Genomic DNA, 18,621 nt, shown 5'->3' with positions numbered 1-18,621 from the left:
TTAGGCCGCCTTCGCGAGCAAGCCCGCTCCCACAATTGAATCGTGGGATGTCAGGTAGAGAAGTGTCGGCTGGTAGGTCGTCATCGCAGGCAAGCCAGCTCCCACAGTTGGATTTTGGGGTGTCAGGTAGATATGGAGCGGCTGGCGGGCCGTCATCGCAGGCAAGCCAGCTCCCACAGTTGGAGCGTGGGGCAGCAGGGAGATAAGCATCGGCCAGCCGCCACGGGATACAAAACTTTTCAAATCCCGCATGTACAGCCAAAGAACCGCTGACGTACTTTCCGCTACACCAGTCGATGTACTTGGACCCGACCAAGAATAAGAAAAGGGACGTCCCGCCATGACTCACCAGCAAAACGACATGATCACCTGGAGCATGATGCTGCGTAAGGTGCCTGCCATCGTTCGAGCCCTCCCACGCGTGGTGCGCGGCATGCGCGCGGCCAACGTCACCGACCCCAGCCAACCCTGCGGCCTGGGCTGGCATTTCGAACAAGCCACCTTGCGCAACCCTGACGGTGCTGCGCTGCTGTATGGGGACAGCGTGATCAGCTACCGCGACGCCAATCGGCGCGCCAACCGTCTTGCCCACCACCTGCAAGCCCAGGGCATCGGCAAGGGTGACGTGGTGGCGCTGTTTATCGAGAATCGTCCCGAGTTGCTGCTCAGCGTACTGGCCGTGGCCAAGCTGGGCGGCATCTGCGCCATGCTCAACACGGCGCAAACTCAAGGGGCGCTGGTGCACAGCCTGACCCTGGTCAACCCGGTTGCCATCGTGGTCGGTGCCGAATTGCTGAGCCCTTACGCAGCAGTGCGCGAACAAGTGCAGATCCCGGCCGAGCGCACCTGGTTCGTGGCCGATCAACCCGGCAGTGCAGTGCCCGATGGCTATATCGACCTGATGGCCGCCAGCGCCGAAAGCCCGGTGGACAACCCGGCGAGTTCCGCGCAGGTGTTCTTCAATGACCCCTGCTTCTATATCTACACCTCCGGCACCACCGGCTTGCCCAAGGCCGGCATCATGAAGCACGGGCGCTGGACCAAAACCGCCGTGAGCTTCGGCAGTATCGCCCTGGACATGGGCCCGCAGGACGTCCTCTATTGCACCTTGCCGCTGTACCACGCCACTGGCTTGTGCGTGTGCTGGGGGGCGGCGATTATCGGCGCCTCCGGCTTTGCCATCCGGCGCAAGTTCAGCGCCAGCCAGTTCTGGGATGACGCGCGCAAGTTCAAGGCGACCACCCTGGGTTATGTCGGTGAGCTGTGCCGCTATCTGCTCGACCAGCCTTTCAGTGCGCAGGATCGCGATAACCACGTGACCAAGATGGTCGGCAACGGCTTGCGCCCCGGTGTGTGGGCGCAGTTCAAGCAGCGCTATGGTGTGGCGCATATCTGCGAGCTGTATGCCGCCAGCGACGGCAATATCGGTTTTACCAACGTGCTGAACTTTGACAATACCATCGGCTTTTGCCTGCAGCATTGGGCGCTGGTGGAGTACGCCCATGACACTGGCGAACCCCTGCGCGGCAGCAATGGGTTGATGGTCAAGGTGCCCACCGGCGGGCAGGGCTTGTTACTGGCGCGCATTGATGAAAAGTCGCCCTTCGACGGTTACACCGACCCGGAAAAGAACCGCAAGGTGGTACTAACGGACGTGTTCGAAAAAGGCGACCGCTATTTCAACACCGGCGACCTGGTGCGCAGTATCGGTTTCGGCCATGCGCAATTTGTCGATCGCCTGGGGGATACCTATCGCTGGAAGGGCGAAAACGTCTCGACCACCGAAGTGGAAAATGTCCTGCTGCAACACCCGCAGATCGCTGAAGTGGTGGCCTATGGCGTCGAGATCGACAACACCAATGGCCGCGCCGGCATGGTCGCCATCACCCCCAGCGAATCCCTGGCCAGCCTGGACATGCGCGAACTGCTGCAATTCGCCCACGGCCAGTTGCCCCCTTATGCGGTGCCGCTGTTTTTGCGAATCAAGGTGAAGATGGAAACCACCGGCACGTTCAAGTACCAGAAAGTGAAGCTCAAGGAGCAAGGATTCGACCCGGACAAGGCTGACAATGACCCGGTCTACGCCTGGTTGCCGGGTTCGGACAGCTATGTGCCGGTGACCGGGCAATTGCTGGCGCAGATTCAGGGCGGCCACTTCCGTTATTGATTCTGGCTATGGTGGCTTTTGACAAAAAAGCCATGACACCGGGGAACTCCCTCGCGACACTGGGCGCCTTAAACAGTTATATCAGTCGCCTCAGCAAGGAGCCCCCATGTCAGAACAGCCTAAACAAATGACCGAAGACGAAGCCGCCGAATTTGCCGAGCAAGTCTTCGACGTGGCCCGTCGCGGCGACGCCGCCATGCTTGCCGCACTGTTGGCCAAAGGCCTGCCGGCCAACTTTCGTAATCACAATGGTGACACCTTGTTGATGCTCGCGGCTTACCACGGCCATGCCGAGGCGGTCAAAGTGCTGCTGGAGTTCAAGGCCGACCCCCTGATCGCCAACGACAAGAACCAGTTGCCGATTGCCGGTGCGGCGTTCAAAGGCAACCTGCCGGTGGTCCAGGCGTTGATCGAAGGCGGCACGCCGGTTGAGGCGGCCTCCTCGGATGGGCGTACGGCGTTGATGATGGCGGCGATGTTCAACCGCGTTGAGATGGTTGATTACCTGCTCGGTAAAGGCGCAAACCCCAAGGCCACTGATGCACAGGGCGCGACGGCGCTGGCTGCGGCGCAGACCATGGGTGCGGTGGATACGGCGGCGAAGTTGCAGAAACTGGTGTAGGCTACGCGCCCTTCAAAACTTGCCCGTTACAGGATCGCCCCATGAAAACCGCCCTCGTCGAACTCATCAGCAAAATCAGCGCCGGCGTCATGGGTGAGGACGAAGTAGCGCGTATCGCCGACGAAGCGGCCCAGGCCTATGCGGACCCGGCGGCGTTCCTGGCGGCCAACCCGGATATCAACTACGACGACAGTTTCCCGATTCCGCTAGGGGAGTGGGTGGTGGTCGGTAGCTTGCCGGACACGGTGTTGTTCCAGGCTGATACCTATGGCGACCTGTTTGCCCAGATCGTCGCGTCGTTCGGTCCGGGTGTGGCGTTCAACCTCAAGCCCAAGCAACTGGCCAAGACCGAAGACCTGACCGCGCTCAACCGCATCCAGATCCAGATGAGCGCCCTGAGCCCGGAAGACGGCGGTTATGTGCTGGTGAACTTCAGCCAGTTGCTGGACGACGAGATCCAGGCGGTGCTGGTGTTCGGCAACGACCTGGCGCGAGTGCTGGAACTGTGTGCCGAAGTCGGCATCAAGGCCGAGCCCTCGCTTGAAGCCTTGAAGATTGCCGTACACGTCTGAAATAAAACGGAACCCGCGCCAAGGCTGACTATCCTACAAGGGCATGCCCTCACTTTAGGAGCGACACCATGGGTTCCACGTTTAATAGCCTGATTGGCCTGATCATCCTCGCGCTGGACATCTGGGCGATCATCAACGTGTTCAAAAGCGGCGCCAGCACCGGTGCCAAAGTGCTGTGGATTCTGTTGATCCTGCTGTTGCCAGTGCTGGGCCTGATCATCTGGGCTATCGCCGGGCCGCGCGGTAACGTGCGGATCTGACGACCTGCTCGATTTGCGGTGGGCACAGTCAATGTGGGAGCTGGCTTGCTCGCGAATGCGGAGGATCAGTCAATGAATCTGTTGGCTGACACCCCACATTCGCGAGCAAGCCCGCTCCCACATTGGTTTGTATGGCATTCATTAGATTTGTGTGTCGAAACTATTCGCCGCACGAAATTTTCACATCCCATCCAAGACAATTCGCCGGCTTTAACCGGCTGCCAGGGCTCTATCTCCAGTGCCCTTAAAGGCAGGGCCGTGCCCTACGTTCAGTAATTAATAGCCTTGCCGGCCTTGATCGGGCACCATTTGTGCCACCGCGTTAACCGCCTACCCCAGCCAGCCTGGGCGAGGGACGGACGCCACTGCATTATTTCGCAACTTAAACTTCCAATGGGTCCTAAAACGACATGGCAAACCCGGACGCCCTGAATCAGCAGCGAGCTTCAAATCGCCTGCTGCAACCGACCGTCAAATCCCATCTGGCGTACACGCTGCTATGCGCACTGGTCATGATGGTGATGTTTTCCCTGCTGCGCCTGGCGTTGCTGGTCTACAACCGCGAGATGATCCTGGACACGCCGGCCTCGACGTTCCTTGAAGCGTTCGCCAACGGCCTGCGCCTGGACATTCGCCTGGTAATGTACCTGCTGATTCCGCTGTTGCTGGCGCTGTTCAGCGTGCGGGCCATGGCGGCGCGCGGGTTCTTCCGTTTGTGGCTGACCGTCGCGTCCAGCATCGCCTTGTTCCTGGGCCTGATGGAGATGGACTTCTATCGCGAGTTCCACCAGCGCCTCAACGGCCTGGTCTTCCAGTATGTGAAGGAAGACCCCAAAACCGTGATGAGCATGCTCTGGTACGGTTTCCCGGTGGTGCGCTACCTGCTGGCCTGGGCCGTGGGCACGCTGATCCTGAGCATGGCCTTCAAGGGCGCTGACCGCGCAACGCGCCCACGGGGCCCGTTCAGCGGCGGCACGATCAGCACGCGCCAGGTGGCGCCGTGGTACAGCCGCATCGCAGTGTTCATGGTCTGCGTGCTGGTTGCCGTGGTCGCCATCCGTGGCACCCTGCGCCAGGGGCCACCGCTGCGTTGGGGTGACGTCTACACCACCGATTCGAACTTCGCCAACCAGTTGGGCCTCAATGGCACCTTGTCGCTGATCGCGGCGGCCAAGGCGCGCTTTGGTGAAGACCGCGCCAACATCTGGAAGGCCACCCTGGAACAACCGCTGGCCACCCAGACCGTGCGCGACATGCTGGTGCTGCCGCAAGAGAAGCTGGTAGACACCGACACCGCTGCCGTGCGCCGTGACTTCACGCCTCCGGCCGAGAAAACCCTGCCGATCAAGAACGTCGTGGTCATCCTGATGGAAAGCTTCGCCGGTCACTCGGTGGGCGCATTGGGCCGTCCGGGCAATATCACCCCGTACTTCGACAAGCTGACCCAAGAGGGTCTGCTGTTCGACCGCTTCTTCTCCAACGGCACCCACACCCACCAGGGTATGTTCGCCACCATGGCCTGCTTCCCGAACCTGCCGGGTTTCGAATACCTGATGCAGACCCCGGAAGGCAGCCATAAGCTGTCGGGCCTGCCGCAGTTGCTCAGTGCGCGTGATTTCGACGATGTGTATGTCTACAACGGCGATTTCGCCTGGGACAACCAGTCGGGCTTCTTCAGCAACCAGGGCATGACCAACTTCATCGGTCGCAATGACTTCGTCAACCCGGTGTTCTCCGACCCGACGTGGGGCGTGTCCGACCAGGACATGTTCAACCGTGGCCTGGAAGAACTGAAGGCACGCGAAGGCGGCAAGCCGTTCTACGCACTGCTGCAAACCCTGTCCAACCACACGCCGTACGCGTTGCCGACCCCATTGCCGGTCGAGAAAGTCACCGACCGTGGCAGCCTCAACGAGCATTTGACGGCCATGCGCTACTCCGACTGGGCCCTGGGCCAGTTCTTTGAAAAGGCCCGCAAGGAGCCGTACTTCAAGGAAACCCTGTTCGTGATCGTCGGTGACCACGGTTTCGGCAACGAGCAGCAGATCACCGAGATGGACCTGGGCCGCTTCAACGTGCCGATGCTGATGATCGCACCGGGCATGCGCGAGAAGTTCGGTGAGCGTGACCACACCGTGGGCACCCAGATCGACATCGTGCCCACCATCATGGGCCGCCTGGGCGGCGACACCTTGCACCAGTGCTGGGGCCGTGACCTGCTGAACCTGCCGGAAGGTGATAAAGGTTTCGGCGTGATCAAGCCTTCGGGCAGCGACCAGACCGTGGCCTTGCTCACCGGCGACCGCGTACTGGTATTGCCCAAGGAAATGCCACCCAAGTTGTGGGAGTACACACTGGGTGCTGAGCCGACTGGCAAGGTGATTTCAGAGTCGCCGGATGAAGCTGCACTCAAGCAGAAACTCGAGTCGTTCCTGCAAACCGCGACCAAGAGCCTGCTGGATAACACCGCAGGTGTGGTGGACGGTAAGCCGGACTAACTGACCGGCAATAAAAAAGAGGCCTTCTAGAAGGCCTCTTTTTTTTGCTTCTCAATTGTAGGAGCGAGCGTGCTCGCGAAGAACCTCAACGCTAACGCGCGCGTCTTGAATAAACGCGACGCCTGCAAGTGTTTCGCGAGCAAGCTCGCTCCTACAAAACCGCGGCGTTATATCTTGCCGAGCAACAACAACACCAGCAGAACAACCAGTACCACACCCAGGATACCCGACGGTCCATAACCCCAGTTACGCGAGTGCGGGAACACCGGCAGGCCACCGACCAGCAGGAGGATCAGGATAATAATCAGAATGAGGCTCATGGTTTTATTCCTTATAGGTTCTTTGCAAAAACCGGCTGTTTAACCGTTGGTTCGTCCATGTACAGTGGGACGCCTTACCCATTCCGACTCTGCCGCTTCGTAGAAAATTCATTGTTTTTATAAAACATTTTGATGCGTCGCTTATTTCTTTTAACGCGTACGCAACGTGAACTAATTAGTTGAAAAAAATTGAACTTAGTCTATGCGCGCAGCTGTGACCGAGCCCGCGGTTTGCCTGGGGCATTCATCACCCTGATGGTGCGTGGGTGGAGCAAAAACCTTCGCTACACTGCCGGTCACTTCTTCGTGAACCACAAGGCTATCTCCTATGCAAAACCGCATGATGATCACTGGCGCCGGGTCTGGCCTGGGTCGCGAAATCGCTCTGCGCTGGGCCCGTGAAGGCTGGCAGTTGGCGTTGTCCGATGTGAGCGAGCCTGGTTTGCAGGAAACCCTCAAGCAGGTTCGCGAGGCGGGCGGCGATGGTTTTACCCAGCGTTGTGACGTGCGTGACTACAGCCAACTCACGGCCTTTGCCCAGGCCTGTGAAGTAAAACTCGGCGGCATCGATGTGATCGTCAACAACGCCGGCGTGGCCTCGGGTGGGTTCTTCGCTGAATTGTCCCTGGAGGATTGGGACTGGCAGATCGCAATCAACCTGATGGGCGTGGTCAAAGGCTGCAAGGCGTTCCTGCCGCTGCTTGAGAAGAGCAAGGGGCGCATCATCAACATCGCCTCAATGGCCGCGCTGATGCAAGGCCCGGCCATGAGCAACTACAACGTGGCCAAGGCGGGCGTGGTGGCGTTGTCCGAGAGCCTGCTGGTGGAGCTCAAGCAACAGGAAGTGGGCGTTCATGTGGTGTGCCCATCGTTTTTCCAGACCAACCTGCTCGACTCCTTCCGTGGGCCAACCCCAGCCATGAAGGCCCAGGTGGGCAAACTGCTTGAGAGTTCGCCCATCTCGGCGGCGGATATCGCCGACTACATTTACCAGCGCGTGGCCGCAGGCGAGTTCATGATCCTGCCCCACGAGCAAGGCCGCATGGCTTGGGCGTTGAAACAGAAAAATCCGCAACTGCTGTATGACGAAATGACACTGATGGCCGACAAGATGCGCGCCAAGGCGCAGGCCGTGAAGGGCTGATTCGGCTGCGGTCTGTCAGACAAATTACCTACCTGCGTAGGCAGTGCCTGATTTTCCCGCAAGCCATTGCCGGCCCAGCGCCAAGGGGGCATGGTCGGGGTCCTGCTACTGGAAAAGGACAACCGCCATGCTGGTCTTAAGCCGTGCCACAGGCGAAGCCATCGCCATTGGCGATGACATCACCGTGCATATCCTGGAAGTGAACGGTACTCATGTGAAATTCGGCATCGAGGCGCCGGTGGGCGTCAACGTGTACCGCGCCGAGGTGTACCGCAAGATACTCAAAGGCGAGGGCCAAGCTACCCATCCCGTGCCGGCGCCCAACCCTTAGGCGCCGCTGTTCAGTCGAACAGGTGCTTGGGCACATCGTGCTTGAGCATCAACTGGCATTGCTCGCTCTCGGGGTCGAAGACGATCAGCGCCTGGCCTTTGGTCAGCGCCTGGCGCACGCGCAGCACGCGGGTTTCCAGGGGCGTGTCGTCGCCATTGTCGGTGCCGTCGCGGGTGACGAAGTCTTCGATGAGGCGGGTCAGGGTGTCGACTTCAAGTGCATCGTAGGGAATCAGCATACAAGCCTCAGGTGTCAGGTCCCGGCGATGCTACTGCGCCGGGACCTTTGTTGCCAGTATCCACTCACTCCGCGTCAGGACTTCTGGCCGACCAGGCTGTCCACCGACGGCACGCGGGTGTCGCTCTCCATTTGCGTTTCATGCTCGATCTGATGGCTGAACCGATCCAGTGAACCCTGGGCCGGTTGCGCATCGCTGGCAAACACCGGCGGGCTGAGGATGTAAGCGCCCAACAAGCGGCTAAGGGCGGCCAGGCTGTCGATATGGGTACGTTCGTAGCCATGGGTGGCGTCACAACCGAAGGCCAGCAACGCGGTGCGAATATCATGGCCGGCGGTGACCGCCGAGTGGGCATCGCTGAAGTAATAGCGGAACAGATCGCGGCGCACCGGCAGGTCGTTGTCCGAGGCCAGGCGCAGCAAGTGGCGGGACAGGTGATAGTCATAAGGACCGCCGGAATCCTGCATGGCCACGCTTACCGCATGTTCGCTGGACTGCTGGCCGGGGGCGACCGGGGCGATATCGATGCCGACAAACTCACTCACATCCCAGGGCAGGGCGGCCGCTGCACCGCTGCCGGTTTCTTCGGTGATGGTGAACAGCGGGTGGCAGTCGATCAGCAGGGGCTGGCCACTGTCGACGATGGCCTTGAGCGCAGCGAGCAGGGCGGCGACGCCGGCCTTGTCGTCCAAGTGGCGGGCGCTGATATGCCCGCTTTCGGTGAACTCGGGCAGCGGGTCGAACGCCACGTAGTCACCGACGCTGATTCCCAGGGAATCGCAGTCGGCGCGCGTGGCGCAGTAGGCGTCCAGGCGCAGCTCCACATGGTCCCAGCTCACCGGCATTTCATCCACGGCGGTGTTGAACGCGTGCCCGGAAGCCATCAGCGGCAACACGCTGCCGCGAATCACGCCGTTATCGGTGAACAGGCTGACACGGCTGCCTTCGGCAAAGCGGCTCGACCAGCAGCCCACCGGCGCCAGGGTCAGACGCCCGTTGTCCTTGATCGCACGCACGGCGGCGCCGATGGTGTCCAGGTGCGCGGAGACAGCACGGTCAGGGCTGTTTTTCTGGCCCTTGAGGGTGGCGCGAATGGTGCCGCGCCGGGTCATCTCAAACGGGATGCCGAGTTCTTCCAGGCGTTCGGCGACGTAACGCACGATGGTGTCGGTAAAGCCGGTGGGGCTGGGAATGGCGAGCATTTCCAGCAGCACTTTTTGCAGGTACGCCAGATCGGGTTCGGGAATGGTTCGGGTCATGGAAACTCCTGATGAGTTGAGGGCATCGATGGTTTCGATGAGGGGTTCAAGCGTCTTCGCCTGGCCCGGCCTCATCGCGGGCAAGCCCGCTCCCACATGGGAATGCGGTCAACTGTGGGAGCGGGCTTGCCCGCGATAGCGCCGGTACAGGCGACACATCACTCAAGTAGCCGGCTGACTGTGTGGAAACAACAAATCCACAAACTTCTCAGCCGTGGGTTGCGGTTCATGGTTGGCCAGGCCGGCCCGTTCGTTGGCTTCGATAAACACATACTCCGGCTGGTCGGCCGCAGGCACCATCAGGTCCAGGCCGACCATAGGGATATCCAGGGCACGGGCCGCACGCACGGCGGCGTCCACCAGCGTGGGGTGCAGGATCGCCGTGACATCTTCCAGGCAACCCCCGGTGTGCAGGTTGGCGGTGCGTCGCACGGCCAGTTGCACGCCACGGGGCAGGATGCTGTTGTAGTCGTAACCTGCGGCTTTGAGGGTGCGCTCGGTTTCTGCATCCAGCGGGATTTTGCTCTCGCCATCGGTGGCCGCCTGGCGGCGACGGCTCTGCGCCTGGATCAACGCGCGAATCGAATGTTGACCGTCGCCGATCACTTCGGCAGGGCGACGAATCGCAGCCGCGACCACTTCAAAGCCGATCACCAGGATGCGCAGGTCCAAGCCTTCGTGGAAGCTTTCCAGCAACACGCGGCTATCGAACTGGCGCGCCGCTTCGATCGCCTGCTGCACCTCCTCGATGCTCTGCAAATCCACGGCGACGCCATGGCCTTGCTCGCCGTCCAGCGGCTTGACCACGATGCGCTGGTGTTCGTCGAGAAACTCCAGGTTGTCGTCGGCACTGCCGGCCAACTGTTGCACCGGCACATGCAGGCCTGCCGCCTTGAGCACCTTGTGGGTCAGGCTCTTGTCCTGGCACAGGGTCATGCTGATGGCGCTGGTCAGGTCGCTCAGGGACTCACGGCAACGCACGCGACGCCCGCCGTGGCTGAGGGTGAACAGGCCTGCATCGGCATCGTCCACCTGCACATCAATGCCGCGCCGGTGGGCTTCTTCGACAATGATGCGTGCGTAAGGGTTGAACTCCGCCTGCGGCCCCGGGCCCAGAAACAGCGGTTGATTGATACCGTTCTTGCGCTTGATCGCGAAGGTGGTCAACGCCCGAAAGCCGAGCTTGGCGTAAAGGCTCTTGGCCTGGCGGTTGTCGTGCAGCACCGACAAGTCCAGGTAGCTCAAGCCTCGGCTCATGAAGTGCTCCACCAAGTGGCGCACCAACACTTCACCGACGCCAGGGCGCGTGCATTGCGGGTCGACGGCCAGGCACCAGAGGCTGCAACCGTTCTCCGGGTCGTGGAAGGCTTTGTGATGGTTGAGGCCCATCACGCTGCCAATCACTGCGCCGCTGTCTTCATCTTCGGCCAGCCAATACACCGGGCCGCCTTGATGACGTGGGGTAAGGCGCTCCGAGTCGACGGGCAGCATTCCGCGCCCCTGATACAGGTGGTTGACCGCTTGCCAGTCGGCCTCGCTCTGCACCCGGCGAATGCGAAAACCGCGAAACACACGGGTGGCCGGACGGTAGTCGGTGAACCACAGGCGCAGGGTGTCGGACGGGTCGAGGAACAGTTGCTGCGGGTCAATGCCCAGGATTTGCTGGGGCGCGGCCACGTACAGCGCGATATCGCGCTCGCCGGGCTGCTCGTTCAGCAGTTCCTGGGCAAGGCTCGCCGGGTCAGGAAAGGTGTGGCCGATCAACAACCGGCCCCAGCCGCAATGCACGGCAATCGGGTCGGCGGCCAGTGCGCTGCCATCTTCGGCCAGGCGCGCTTGCAGGCGCTCGTAGGTCGGCGCCTGACCCTTGAGTAAGCGTTGGCTGTAAGCCGCGGCATTCGGTTTCATGGATCAGATTCCTTGTTCGCTCAGCCACAGGTTCAGCGCCGCCAGCTGCCACAGCTTGGAGCCGCGCAGCGGGGTCAGTTGGCCTTGCGGGTCGGTGAGCAAGCGGTCGAGCATGGCCGGGTTGAACAACCCGCGGTCCTGGCTTGGGTCCAGCAGCAGCTCGCGCACCCAGTTCAAGGTATCGCCCTGCAGGTGCTTGAGGCCGGGCACGGGGAAGTAGCCTTTCTTGCGGTCGATGACTTCGCTGGGGATCACCCGTCGCGCCGCTTCCTTGAGCACCTGTTTACCACCGTCGGGCAGCTTGAATTTGGCCGGTACCCGGGCCGAGAGTTCTACCAGGCGGTAGTCGAGGAACGGTGTGCGCGCCTCCAGGCCCCAGGCCATGGTCATGTTGTCCACGCGTTTGACCGGGTCATCTACCAGCATCACCGTGCTGTCCAGGCGCAGGGCCTTGTCCACGGCCGCGTCGGCGCCCGGCATCGCGAAATGCTCGCGCACGAAGTCGCCGGCAGCGTCGTTGGCGGTCAGCCATTTGGGCGCGACTGTGGCCGCGTAGTCGTCGTAGCTGCGGTCGAAAAACGCCTCGCGATAGGCCGCATACGGGTCGCTGGCGCCGTCCACTTGTGGGTACCAGTGGTAACCGGCGAACAGCTCATCGGCGCCCTGGCCGCTTTGCACCACTTTGCAATGCTTGGCTACTTCCCGCGACAGCAGGTAGAAGGCGATGCAGTCATGGCTGACCATCGGCTCGCTCATGGCGCGGAAGGCTGCCGGCAGTTGCTCGATGATCTCGCTTTCGGCAATGCGCAGTTGGTGGTGATGGGTGCCGTAGTGTTTGGCGATCAGGTCTGAGTACTGGAACTCATCGCCACGTTCGCCGCCGGCGTCTTCAAAGCCGATGGAGAAGGTCGACAAATCCTCCACGCCCACTTCGCGCAGCAGGCCGACGAGCATGCTCGAGTCGACGCCGCCTGACAGCAACACACCCACATCCACCGCCGCACGTTGGCGAATGGCCACGGCTTCGCGGGTGCTGTCGAGCACGCGGTCGGTCCAGTCTTCCAGGGTCAGGTGTTTTTCGTCCGCATGGGGGCCGTAGGGCAGGGTCCACCAGGTTTTCTGTTCAGCCTTGCCGCTGGCGTCGATGCGCATCCAACTGGCAGGCGGCAGTTTTTCGATGCCGGCCAACAGCGTGCGCGGTGCGGGCACCACGGCGTGGAAATTCAGATAGTGGTTGAGGGCGACCGGATCGAGGATCGGGTTGATGTCACCGCCCTTGAGCAACGCGGGCAACGCCGAGGCAAAGCGCAGGCGTTGGCCGGTGCGCGACAGGTACAGAGGTTTGACCCCCAGACGGTCGCGGGCGATGAACAGGCGCTGGGCATCACGCTCCCAAATGGCAAAGGCGAACATGCCGTTGAGCTTGGGCAGCAACGCTTCGCCCCAGGCGTGATAACCCTTGAGCAACACTTCGGTGTCGCCACCGGAATAGAACGCATAACCCAAGGCTTCCAGCTCTTGGCGCAGCTCCGGGAAATTATAGATAGCGCCATTGAAGGCCAGGGACAGCCCCAGGTGGGCGTCGACCATCGGCTGGGCGGAGCCGTCCGACAGGTCCATGATTTTCAGGCGGCGGTGGCCCAGGGCAATCGGCCCTTGGGCATGAAAACCCCAGGCGTCGGGGCCTCGGGGGGCGAGGTGATGGGTGATGCGTTCTACGGCTGCCAGGTCGGCAGGTTGATGATCAAAGCGTAACTCGCCAGCTAATCCACACATAAGTTCCTTACCGGTTTTTCCGTTGGGGAGGGGTCAACACTCAATACGCCCAAAAGGGCGCGTACCCAGAAACTGACCCAGTGCTATGCGTGGAGTTTTAGACCGATAAGTTATAAGGCCGCTAATCACTTTGCCATCAATCGGTCTCTTTGCGCGGCGCGGCTTGGCCTCGAACCAGAGCCCGCAGGGCAAAGCGGTTGGGATGGCAAGCCTCGGCTACGCTGGTTGGCACTGGCAGGGGCTCATCACTCAGCCAAGCAGCCAGCAGTTCGCCGCACAACGGCGCAGTGATCAGGCCGCGCGAGCCATGGCCGCTGTTCAGATAGAGCCCCGGCAACCACGGGCATGGCGTTTGCGGCACTTGCCGGGCGTCTTTGCCCAGTACCGCATAAGCCTGCTCAAACGCCGCATGGTCAGCCAGTGGCCCAACGATGGGCAGGTAGTCAGGGCTGGTACAACGAAACGCAGCACGCCCCTCCAGCTGTTCGGGCGCCAAGCGATCAGCACCCAGGCGCTGCAGCAGGTCGGTAGAAATCTCACCCAGCATCTGCAGGTTGCCGTGGTGTTCGGCGGGCGTGGGCGTGAGGTCCTGATTGGTGAAGTCAAAACTGGCGCCCAGGGTGTGTTCGCCAAGCCGAGCCGGTGCGACGTAGCCCTCGGCACAGACGACAGTGGCCAGGGCCTTACTTGCCGGGGTTTGCGCCAGCCGCGTGATCTGCCCACGGATGCGCTTGAGCGGCACGTTAGCACTGAAGGGGAAACGCTTGATCTCCGCAGCCCCGGCGAGCACCACGACACTGGCGCTGGCCAGCACGCGGTCACCGGCGCGGGCTTGCCACTGGTCGTCGAGCCGGTGCAGTTCCAGTGCCTCGTGGTGGGTGAGCACTTCAATCAGGGGATGTTTCGCCTGCCACTGGCACAGCGCGGGTGGATGCACCCAACCGCCCTGTGGAAAAAACAACCCGCCGTGGGCCAGTTCGATTCCCGCCTTTTGCTGCGCCTGCTCGCGGTCCAGCAGGTGCAGCAGGTCTGGAGCGAAGGCGTGTGCCAATTGAGCCTGACGCTGGCTCTCCTTGGCATCAAACGCCAGTTGCAACACGCCACAGCCGTCCCAATCGACGCCTCGGTGCAAGTGTTCCAGCAGACGCCGGGTGTGGCCAAAACCGCTGAGTATCAGTTGGGACAAGGCCGTGCCATGGGCCGAAAGCTTGAGGTACAACACACCCTGTGGGTTGCCCGAAGCTTCCTGTGCCAGGCCGGCGTGGCGCTCCAGCAGGCTGACACGCCAGCCACGGGCGGCGAGGCTGGCGGCGGTCGCACAGCCGGCCAAGCCGCCGCCGATGACCAGGGCGTGACGTTCACCCTCGATGGCGGGAGGCCGGGCGAACCAGGGTTTACGTGGGGCTGGCGCGGGAGCGTCCTCGGGCCAGCCGAGAAACTCCCCACGCAGGATCTCCCATTTATGCCCGATGCCCGGCGTGCGTTTCATCTTGAACCCGGCGGCATTGATCAACCGCCTTACCCAGCCGGTGCTGGTGAAGGTGCTGATGGTCGAACCTGGAGCCGCCAGGCGTGCCAGTTGGGCGAACAGCTCGGCGGTCCACATGTCGGGGTTTTTCGCCGGGGCGAACCCGTCGAGAAACCACGCATCGATTTGGGCGTCCAGTTGCGGCAATTGTTCCAGCGCATCGCCGATCAGCAGGGTCAGGGTCACGCGGCCGTTGTCCAGTACCAGGCGCTGGAAGCCCTGGTGGATGGCAATGTAGTGCGCCAGCAGTTGCTCGGCCAACGGTTGCAGTTCGGGCCAGAGGGCGAGGGCGCGTTGCAGGTCGGCATGGCTGAGGGGGTATTTTTCCACGCTGACAAAGTGCAGCCGCGCATCGGCCACCGCGTGCTGCTCGAACAACTGCCAGGCGCAGAGGAAATTCAAACCGGTGCCGAAGCCAGTCTCACCAATCACCAGGCGCCCACCTGCCGGCAAGGCGGCGAAGCGTTCCTGCAAGCGGTTCTGCTCCAGGAACACGTAGCGGGTTTCTTCCAGGCCCGACTGGTCGGAGAAATACACATCGTCGAACACCCGCGAATGCGGGCGGCCTTGATCATCCCAGTCGAGCTGGGCGTGGGTGATGGGGTTCATGGCGACTCATAAAATGAAAGCGGGCAAAGACAAGGCGGCCATTCTAGCCGATCAACAGGCATTGAATTGATCCATGGCAAGGCTGGGTTGTATTTCCTTGCGCGTGTCGGGGCCCAATCCGCTAGTCTTGAGCCATCTTGAAACGGAGCTGCCCATGTTCGAATCCGCCGAAATCGGTCACGCCATCGACAAAGACACCTACGACGCCGAAGTGCCGGCCCTGCGCGAAGCCTTGCTGGAGGTTCAATACGAGCTGCAACAGCAGAAGCGCTTCCCGGTGATCATCCTGATCAACGGCATCGAGGGCGCGGGCAAGGGTGAAACCGTCAAGCTGCTCAATGAATGGATGGACCCGCGCCTTATCGAAGTGCGCACCTTCGACCAGCAGACCGACGAAGAACTGGCGCGTCCGCCGGCGTGGCGCTACTGGCGGCAACTGCCGGCCAAGGGCCGCATGGGCATTTTCTTCGGCAACTGGTACAGCCAGATGCTGCAAGGCCGCGTGCATGGGCAGATCAAGGATGCGCGCCTGGACCAGGCCATCGCCGGCGCCGAGCGCCTGGAAAAGATGCTCTGCGATGAAGGTGCGCTGATCTTCAAGTTCTGGTTCCACCTGTCCAAAAAACAGATGAAGGCGCGCCTCAAGGCCCTGGCCGACGACCCGCTGCACAGCTGGCGTATCAGCCCATTGGACTGGCAGCAGTCCAAGACCTACGACAAGTTCGTGCATTTCGGTGAGCGCGTGCTGCGCCGCACCAGCCGCGATTACGCGCCGTGGCATGTGATCGAAGGCGTCGACCCCCATTACCGTGGGCTGACCGTGGGCAAGATCCTGCTCGATGGGCTGCAAAGTGCGCTGAAGCAGGCCAAGGTCAAGGCCAGCGGCATGAACCCGGCGCCGTTGCTGGCCTCGGTGGACCGCAAGAGCCTGCTCGACAGCCTCGACATGACCCTGCGCCTGGACAAGGACGATTACGAAGAACAACTGATTACCGAACAGGCACGCTTCTCTGGCCTGATGCGCGACAAACGCATGCGCAAGCACGCCCTGGTGAGTGTGTTCGAGGGCAACGACGCGGCGGGCAAGGGCGGGGCGATCCGTCGGGTGGCGGCGGCACTGGACCCGCGTCAGTACCACATCGTGCCGATTGCCGCGCCCAGCGAAGACGAACGGGCCCAGCCGTATCTATGGCGGTTCTGGCAGAAGATCCCGGCGCGCGGCATGTTCACCGTGTTTGACCGCTCCTGGTACGGCCGCGTGCTGGTGGAGCGTATCGAAGGTTTCTGCACCCCGGCGGACTGGATGCGTGCCTATGGCGAGATCAATGACTTTGAAGAGCAACTGCGCGATGCGGGCGTGATCGTGGTCAAGTTCTGGCTGGCCATCGACAAGGAGACGCAGTTGGAGCGCTTCCAGGCCCGTGAAGAAATTCCCTTCAAACGCTTCAAGATCACCGAAGACGACTGGCGCAACCGCGACAAGTGGGACGACTACCGTGCGGCGGTGGGCGACATGGTTGACCGCACCAGCACCGAGGTGGCGCCCTGGACCCTGGTAGAAGCCAACGACAAGCGCTGGGCGCGGGTCAAGGTGCTGCGCACCATCAACCGTGCGCTGGAAGAAGCGTTTGATAAAAGCGACAAGCACGACAAAAAGAAAAAGAAATAGCCTGTAGGAGCGAGCTTGCTCGCGAAAAACGTCAACGATAACGCGTGCTTCCTGAGTGAACGCGGCGCCTATTAGTTTTTCGCGAGCAAGCTCGCTCCTACAGAGGCTCCATGCTTTTGCATCCACGCAGTGAATGATCATCGCTGTCGGCCAGGCATGGCTCTATCCTCGATCCACAACCACAAGATCGAGGTAGCCCATGCGTGAAGTAGTGATCGTCGACAGCGTGCGAACCGGCCTGGCCAAATCCTTTCGCGGCAAGTTCAACCAGACCCGTCCCGATGACATGGCGGCCCATTGTGTCAATGCGCTGCTGGCCCGCAACGGCATCGACCCGGCTACGGTGGAAGATTGCATTGTCGGCGCCGGCTCCAACGAAGGCGCCCAGGGCTATAACATCGGGCGTAACGTGGCGGTACTCTCGCAACTGGGCACCGGTACGGCGGGCATGACCCTCAATCGTTTCTGTTCCTCGGGCTTGCAGGCGATTGCCATTGCCGCCAACCAGATCGCTTCGGGCTGCAGCGACATCATTGTTGCCGGTGGCGTGGAGTCCATCAGCCTGACCATGAAGAGCGTCAACACCGATAACCTGATCAACCCGCTGCTTAAAGAACAGGTGCCGGGCATTTACTTCCCCATGGGCCAGACCGCCGAAATCGTTGCGCGGCGCTATCACGTCAGCCGCGAAGACCAGGACCTTTACGCGCTGCAAAGCCAGCAGCGCACCGCAAAGGCCCAGGCTGATGGCTTGTTCAACGATGAAATCGTGCCGATGGCGGTCAAGTACAAGGTCGAGGATAAGAACACTGGCGCGGTGCAGATCCTGGATGGCGTGGTCGACCGGGATGACTGCAACCGCCCGGACACCACCCTGGCCAGCCTCAGCGGCTTGAAGCCGGTATTTGCCGAGGATGGCTCGGTGACGGCAGGTAACTCCTCGCAACTTTCCGACGGTGCGTCGATGACCCTGGTGATGAGCCTGGAAAAAGCTTTGGAACTGGGGCTCAAGCCCAAGGCGTTCTTCCGTGGTTTTACCGTGGCTGGTTGCGAGCCGGATGAAATGGGCATTGGCCCGGTGTTCTCGGTGCCCAAGTTGCTCAAGGCCAAGGGCTTGCAGGTGGCGGACATCGACCTTTGGGAACTCAATGAGGCTTTTGCTTCTCAGTGCCTCTACGCGCGTAACCGCCTGGAGATTGATAACGCCAAGTACAACGTCAACGGTGGTTCGATTTCCATCGGGCACCCGTTTGGCATGACCGGTTCGCGGCAGGTGGGGCATCTGGTGCGGGAGTTGCAGCGGCGCAACCTGCGTTATGGGATCGTCACCATGTGCGTGGGGGGCGGGATGGGTGCTACCGGGCTCTTCGAAGCCGTGCGCTGACCCCGGTTGGAACAGCGCCAGTGTGGGAGGGCTAATGTGGGAGCTGGCTTGCCTGCGATGACGGCCTGCCAGCCGACACTTCTCTCCCTGACACCCCCCGATCCAATTGTGGGAGCTGGCTTGCCTGCGATAACGGCCTGCCAGCCGACACTTCTCTCCCTGACACCCCCCGATCCAACTGTGGGCTTGCTCGCGAAGGCGGCCTGGCAGTCAACACAGTTGGATTGTGTACATATCCATTGCTGCGGTAACGGCCACTTAGGGTTCCGCCCTGACGGCGGCTCACTTTTGAAAAGCGCAAAAGTAAGCAAAACGCTCTTGCCCCACCACTCGGCA

General features: G+C 61.5%; 15 protein-coding genes. 9 read left to right on the top strand and 6 right to left on the bottom strand.

What is annotated here, in order from left to right; all coding sequences use genetic code 11:
- Positions 1-340 precede the first annotated feature (340 nt).
- From A7K61_RS26010 to A7K61_RS25990, 5 genes are all read left to right on the top strand, one after another.
- Positions 341-2,167 (top strand): long-chain-acyl-CoA synthetase, encoded by a 1,827-nt coding sequence (locus A7K61_RS26010; protein WP_069558651.1) that lies wholly within the window; start codon positions 341-343, stop codon positions 2,165-2,167.
- A 106-nt stretch (positions 2,168-2,273) separates the two neighbouring features.
- Complete coding sequence (locus A7K61_RS26005; protein WP_044274899.1) at positions 2,274-2,789, top strand: ankyrin repeat domain-containing protein; 516 nt, start codon at positions 2,274-2,276, stop codon at positions 2,787-2,789.
- A 41-nt stretch (positions 2,790-2,830) separates the two neighbouring features.
- Complete coding sequence (locus A7K61_RS26000; protein WP_044274897.1) at positions 2,831-3,361, top strand: hypothetical protein; 531 nt, start codon at positions 2,831-2,833, stop codon at positions 3,359-3,361.
- Positions 3,362-3,429: 68 nt separating this feature from the next.
- Complete coding sequence (locus A7K61_RS25995; RefSeq protein ID WP_003192770.1) at positions 3,430-3,621, top strand: PLDc N-terminal domain-containing protein; 192 nt, start codon at positions 3,430-3,432, stop codon at positions 3,619-3,621.
- A gap of 410 nt (positions 3,622-4,031) precedes the next feature.
- Positions 4,032-6,119 carry an LTA synthase family protein gene (locus A7K61_RS25990; protein WP_069558650.1) on the top strand — a complete coding sequence of 696 codons (2,088 nt, stop codon included), beginning with the start codon at positions 4,032-4,034 and terminating at the stop codon, positions 6,117-6,119.
- Between the two features lie 167 nt (positions 6,120-6,286).
- On the opposite strand, the gene A7K61_RS25985 is transcribed toward A7K61_RS25990, so the two are convergent.
- Positions 6,287-6,439, bottom strand: coding sequence for a DUF3309 family protein (locus tag A7K61_RS25985; protein ID WP_003192767.1), 153 nt, complete (start codon positions 6,437-6,439; stop codon positions 6,287-6,289).
- A 328-nt stretch (positions 6,440-6,767) separates the two neighbouring features.
- On the opposite strand from A7K61_RS25985, the gene A7K61_RS25980 reads away from it, so the two are divergent.
- Positions 6,768-7,583 (top strand): SDR family oxidoreductase, encoded by an 816-nt coding sequence (locus A7K61_RS25980; protein WP_047711466.1) that lies wholly within the window; start codon positions 6,768-6,770, stop codon positions 7,581-7,583.
- A gap of 127 nt (positions 7,584-7,710) precedes the next feature.
- The gene (csrA, locus tag A7K61_RS25975; RefSeq protein ID WP_003192762.1) at positions 7,711-7,914 is read left to right on the top strand and encodes a carbon storage regulator CsrA; all 204 of its coding nucleotides are present in this window, start codon (positions 7,711-7,713) and stop codon (positions 7,912-7,914) included.
- Positions 7,915-7,924: 10 nt separating this feature from the next.
- Here csrA and A7K61_RS25970 read toward each other — a convergent pair whose 3' ends face one another.
- The 5 genes from A7K61_RS25970 to mnmC all read right to left on the bottom strand — a co-directional run bounded on the left by A7K61_RS25970 (position 7,925) and on the right by mnmC (position 15,232).
- Positions 7,925-8,152: a YheU family protein gene (locus A7K61_RS25970; RefSeq protein ID WP_003192759.1), complete on the bottom strand. Its 228-nt coding sequence runs from the start codon at positions 8,150-8,152 to the stop codon at positions 7,925-7,927.
- A gap of 74 nt (positions 8,153-8,226) precedes the next feature.
- Positions 8,227-9,411 carry an osmoprotectant NAGGN system M42 family peptidase gene (locus A7K61_RS25965; RefSeq protein WP_032896028.1) on the bottom strand — a complete coding sequence of 395 codons (1,185 nt, stop codon included), beginning with the start codon at positions 9,409-9,411 and terminating at the stop codon, positions 8,227-8,229.
- Between the two features lie 162 nt (positions 9,412-9,573).
- On the bottom strand, positions 9,574-11,319 hold the full coding sequence (gene ngg, locus A7K61_RS25960) for an N-acetylglutaminylglutamine synthetase (RefSeq protein WP_044274890.1): 1,746 nt from the start codon (positions 11,317-11,319) through the stop codon (positions 9,574-9,576).
- Positions 11,320-11,322: 3 nt separating this feature from the next.
- Positions 11,323-13,095: an N-acetylglutaminylglutamine amidotransferase gene (locus A7K61_RS25955; protein WP_069558649.1), complete on the bottom strand. Its 1,773-nt coding sequence runs from the start codon at positions 13,093-13,095 to the stop codon at positions 11,323-11,325.
- Between the two features lie 136 nt (positions 13,096-13,231).
- The gene (gene mnmC, locus A7K61_RS25950) at positions 13,232-15,232 is read right to left on the bottom strand and encodes a bifunctional tRNA (5-methylaminomethyl-2-thiouridine)(34)-methyltransferase MnmD/FAD-dependent 5-carboxymethylaminomethyl-2-thiouridine(34) oxidoreductase MnmC (RefSeq protein WP_069558648.1); all 2,001 of its coding nucleotides are present in this window, start codon (positions 15,230-15,232) and stop codon (positions 13,232-13,234) included.
- Positions 15,233-15,386: 154 nt separating this feature from the next.
- Here mnmC and pap point away from each other — a divergent pair, with 154 nt between their 5' ends.
- Together pap and A7K61_RS25940 are read left to right on the top strand one after the other, a co-directional pair.
- Positions 15,387-16,901, top strand: coding sequence for a polyphosphate:AMP phosphotransferase (pap, locus tag A7K61_RS25945; protein WP_032896033.1), 1,515 nt, complete (start codon positions 15,387-15,389; stop codon positions 16,899-16,901).
- 199 nt (positions 16,902-17,100) lie between these two features.
- Positions 17,101-18,285, top strand: a complete 1,185-nt coding sequence (locus A7K61_RS25940; RefSeq protein WP_069558647.1) for a thiolase family protein — start codon at positions 17,101-17,103, stop codon at positions 18,283-18,285.
- The last annotated feature ends 336 nt before the right edge of the window (positions 18,286-18,621 follow it).

The organism is Pseudomonas sp. AP42, assembly GCF_001728935.1.
GTDB classification, from domain to species: domain Bacteria; phylum Pseudomonadota; class Gammaproteobacteria; order Pseudomonadales; family Pseudomonadaceae; genus Aquipseudomonas; species Aquipseudomonas lactis.
The sequence above is the reverse complement of the archived record's forward strand: the minus strand, read 5'-3'. Positions and strand labels throughout refer to the sequence as shown.

What these genes read in the sequence shown, in the direction of transcription:
- A7K61_RS26010 (WP_069558651.1), top strand. Translation starts at nt 341, where the DNA reads ATGACTCACCAGCAAAACGACATGATCACCTGGAGCATGATGCTGCGT.
- A7K61_RS26005 (WP_044274899.1), top strand. Translation starts at nt 2,274, where the DNA reads ATGTCAGAACAGCCTAAACAAATGACCGAAGACGAAGCCGCCGAATTT.
- A7K61_RS26000 (WP_044274897.1), top strand. Translation starts at nt 2,831, where the DNA reads ATGAAAACCGCCCTCGTCGAACTCATCAGCAAAATCAGCGCCGGCGTC.
- A7K61_RS25995 (WP_003192770.1), top strand. Translation starts at nt 3,430, where the DNA reads ATGGGTTCCACGTTTAATAGCCTGATTGGCCTGATCATCCTCGCGCTG.
- A7K61_RS25990 (WP_069558650.1), top strand. Translation starts at nt 4,032, where the DNA reads ATGGCAAACCCGGACGCCCTGAATCAGCAGCGAGCTTCAAATCGCCTG.
- A7K61_RS25985 (WP_003192767.1), bottom strand. Translation starts at nt 6,439, where the DNA reads ATGAGCCTCATTCTGATTATTATCCTGATCCTCCTGCTGGTCGGTGGC.
- A7K61_RS25980 (WP_047711466.1), top strand. Translation starts at nt 6,768, where the DNA reads ATGCAAAACCGCATGATGATCACTGGCGCCGGGTCTGGCCTGGGTCGC.
- csrA (WP_003192762.1), top strand. Translation starts at nt 7,711, where the DNA reads ATGCTGGTCTTAAGCCGTGCCACAGGCGAAGCCATCGCCATTGGCGAT.
- A7K61_RS25970 (WP_003192759.1), bottom strand. Translation starts at nt 8,152, where the DNA reads ATGCTGATTCCCTACGATGCACTTGAAGTCGACACCCTGACCCGCCTC.
- A7K61_RS25965 (WP_032896028.1), bottom strand. Translation starts at nt 9,411, where the DNA reads ATGACCCGAACCATTCCCGAACCCGATCTGGCGTACCTGCAAAAAGTG.
- ngg (WP_044274890.1), bottom strand. Translation starts at nt 11,319, where the DNA reads ATGAAACCGAATGCCGCGGCTTACAGCCAACGCTTACTCAAGGGTCAG.
- A7K61_RS25955 (WP_069558649.1), bottom strand. Translation starts at nt 13,095, where the DNA reads ATGTGTGGATTAGCTGGCGAGTTACGCTTTGATCATCAACCTGCCGAC.
- mnmC (WP_069558648.1), bottom strand. Translation starts at nt 15,232, where the DNA reads ATGAACCCCATCACCCACGCCCAGCTCGACTGGGATGATCAAGGCCGC.
- pap (WP_032896033.1), top strand. Translation starts at nt 15,387, where the DNA reads ATGTTCGAATCCGCCGAAATCGGTCACGCCATCGACAAAGACACCTAC.
- A7K61_RS25940 (WP_069558647.1), top strand. Translation starts at nt 17,101, where the DNA reads ATGCGTGAAGTAGTGATCGTCGACAGCGTGCGAACCGGCCTGGCCAAA.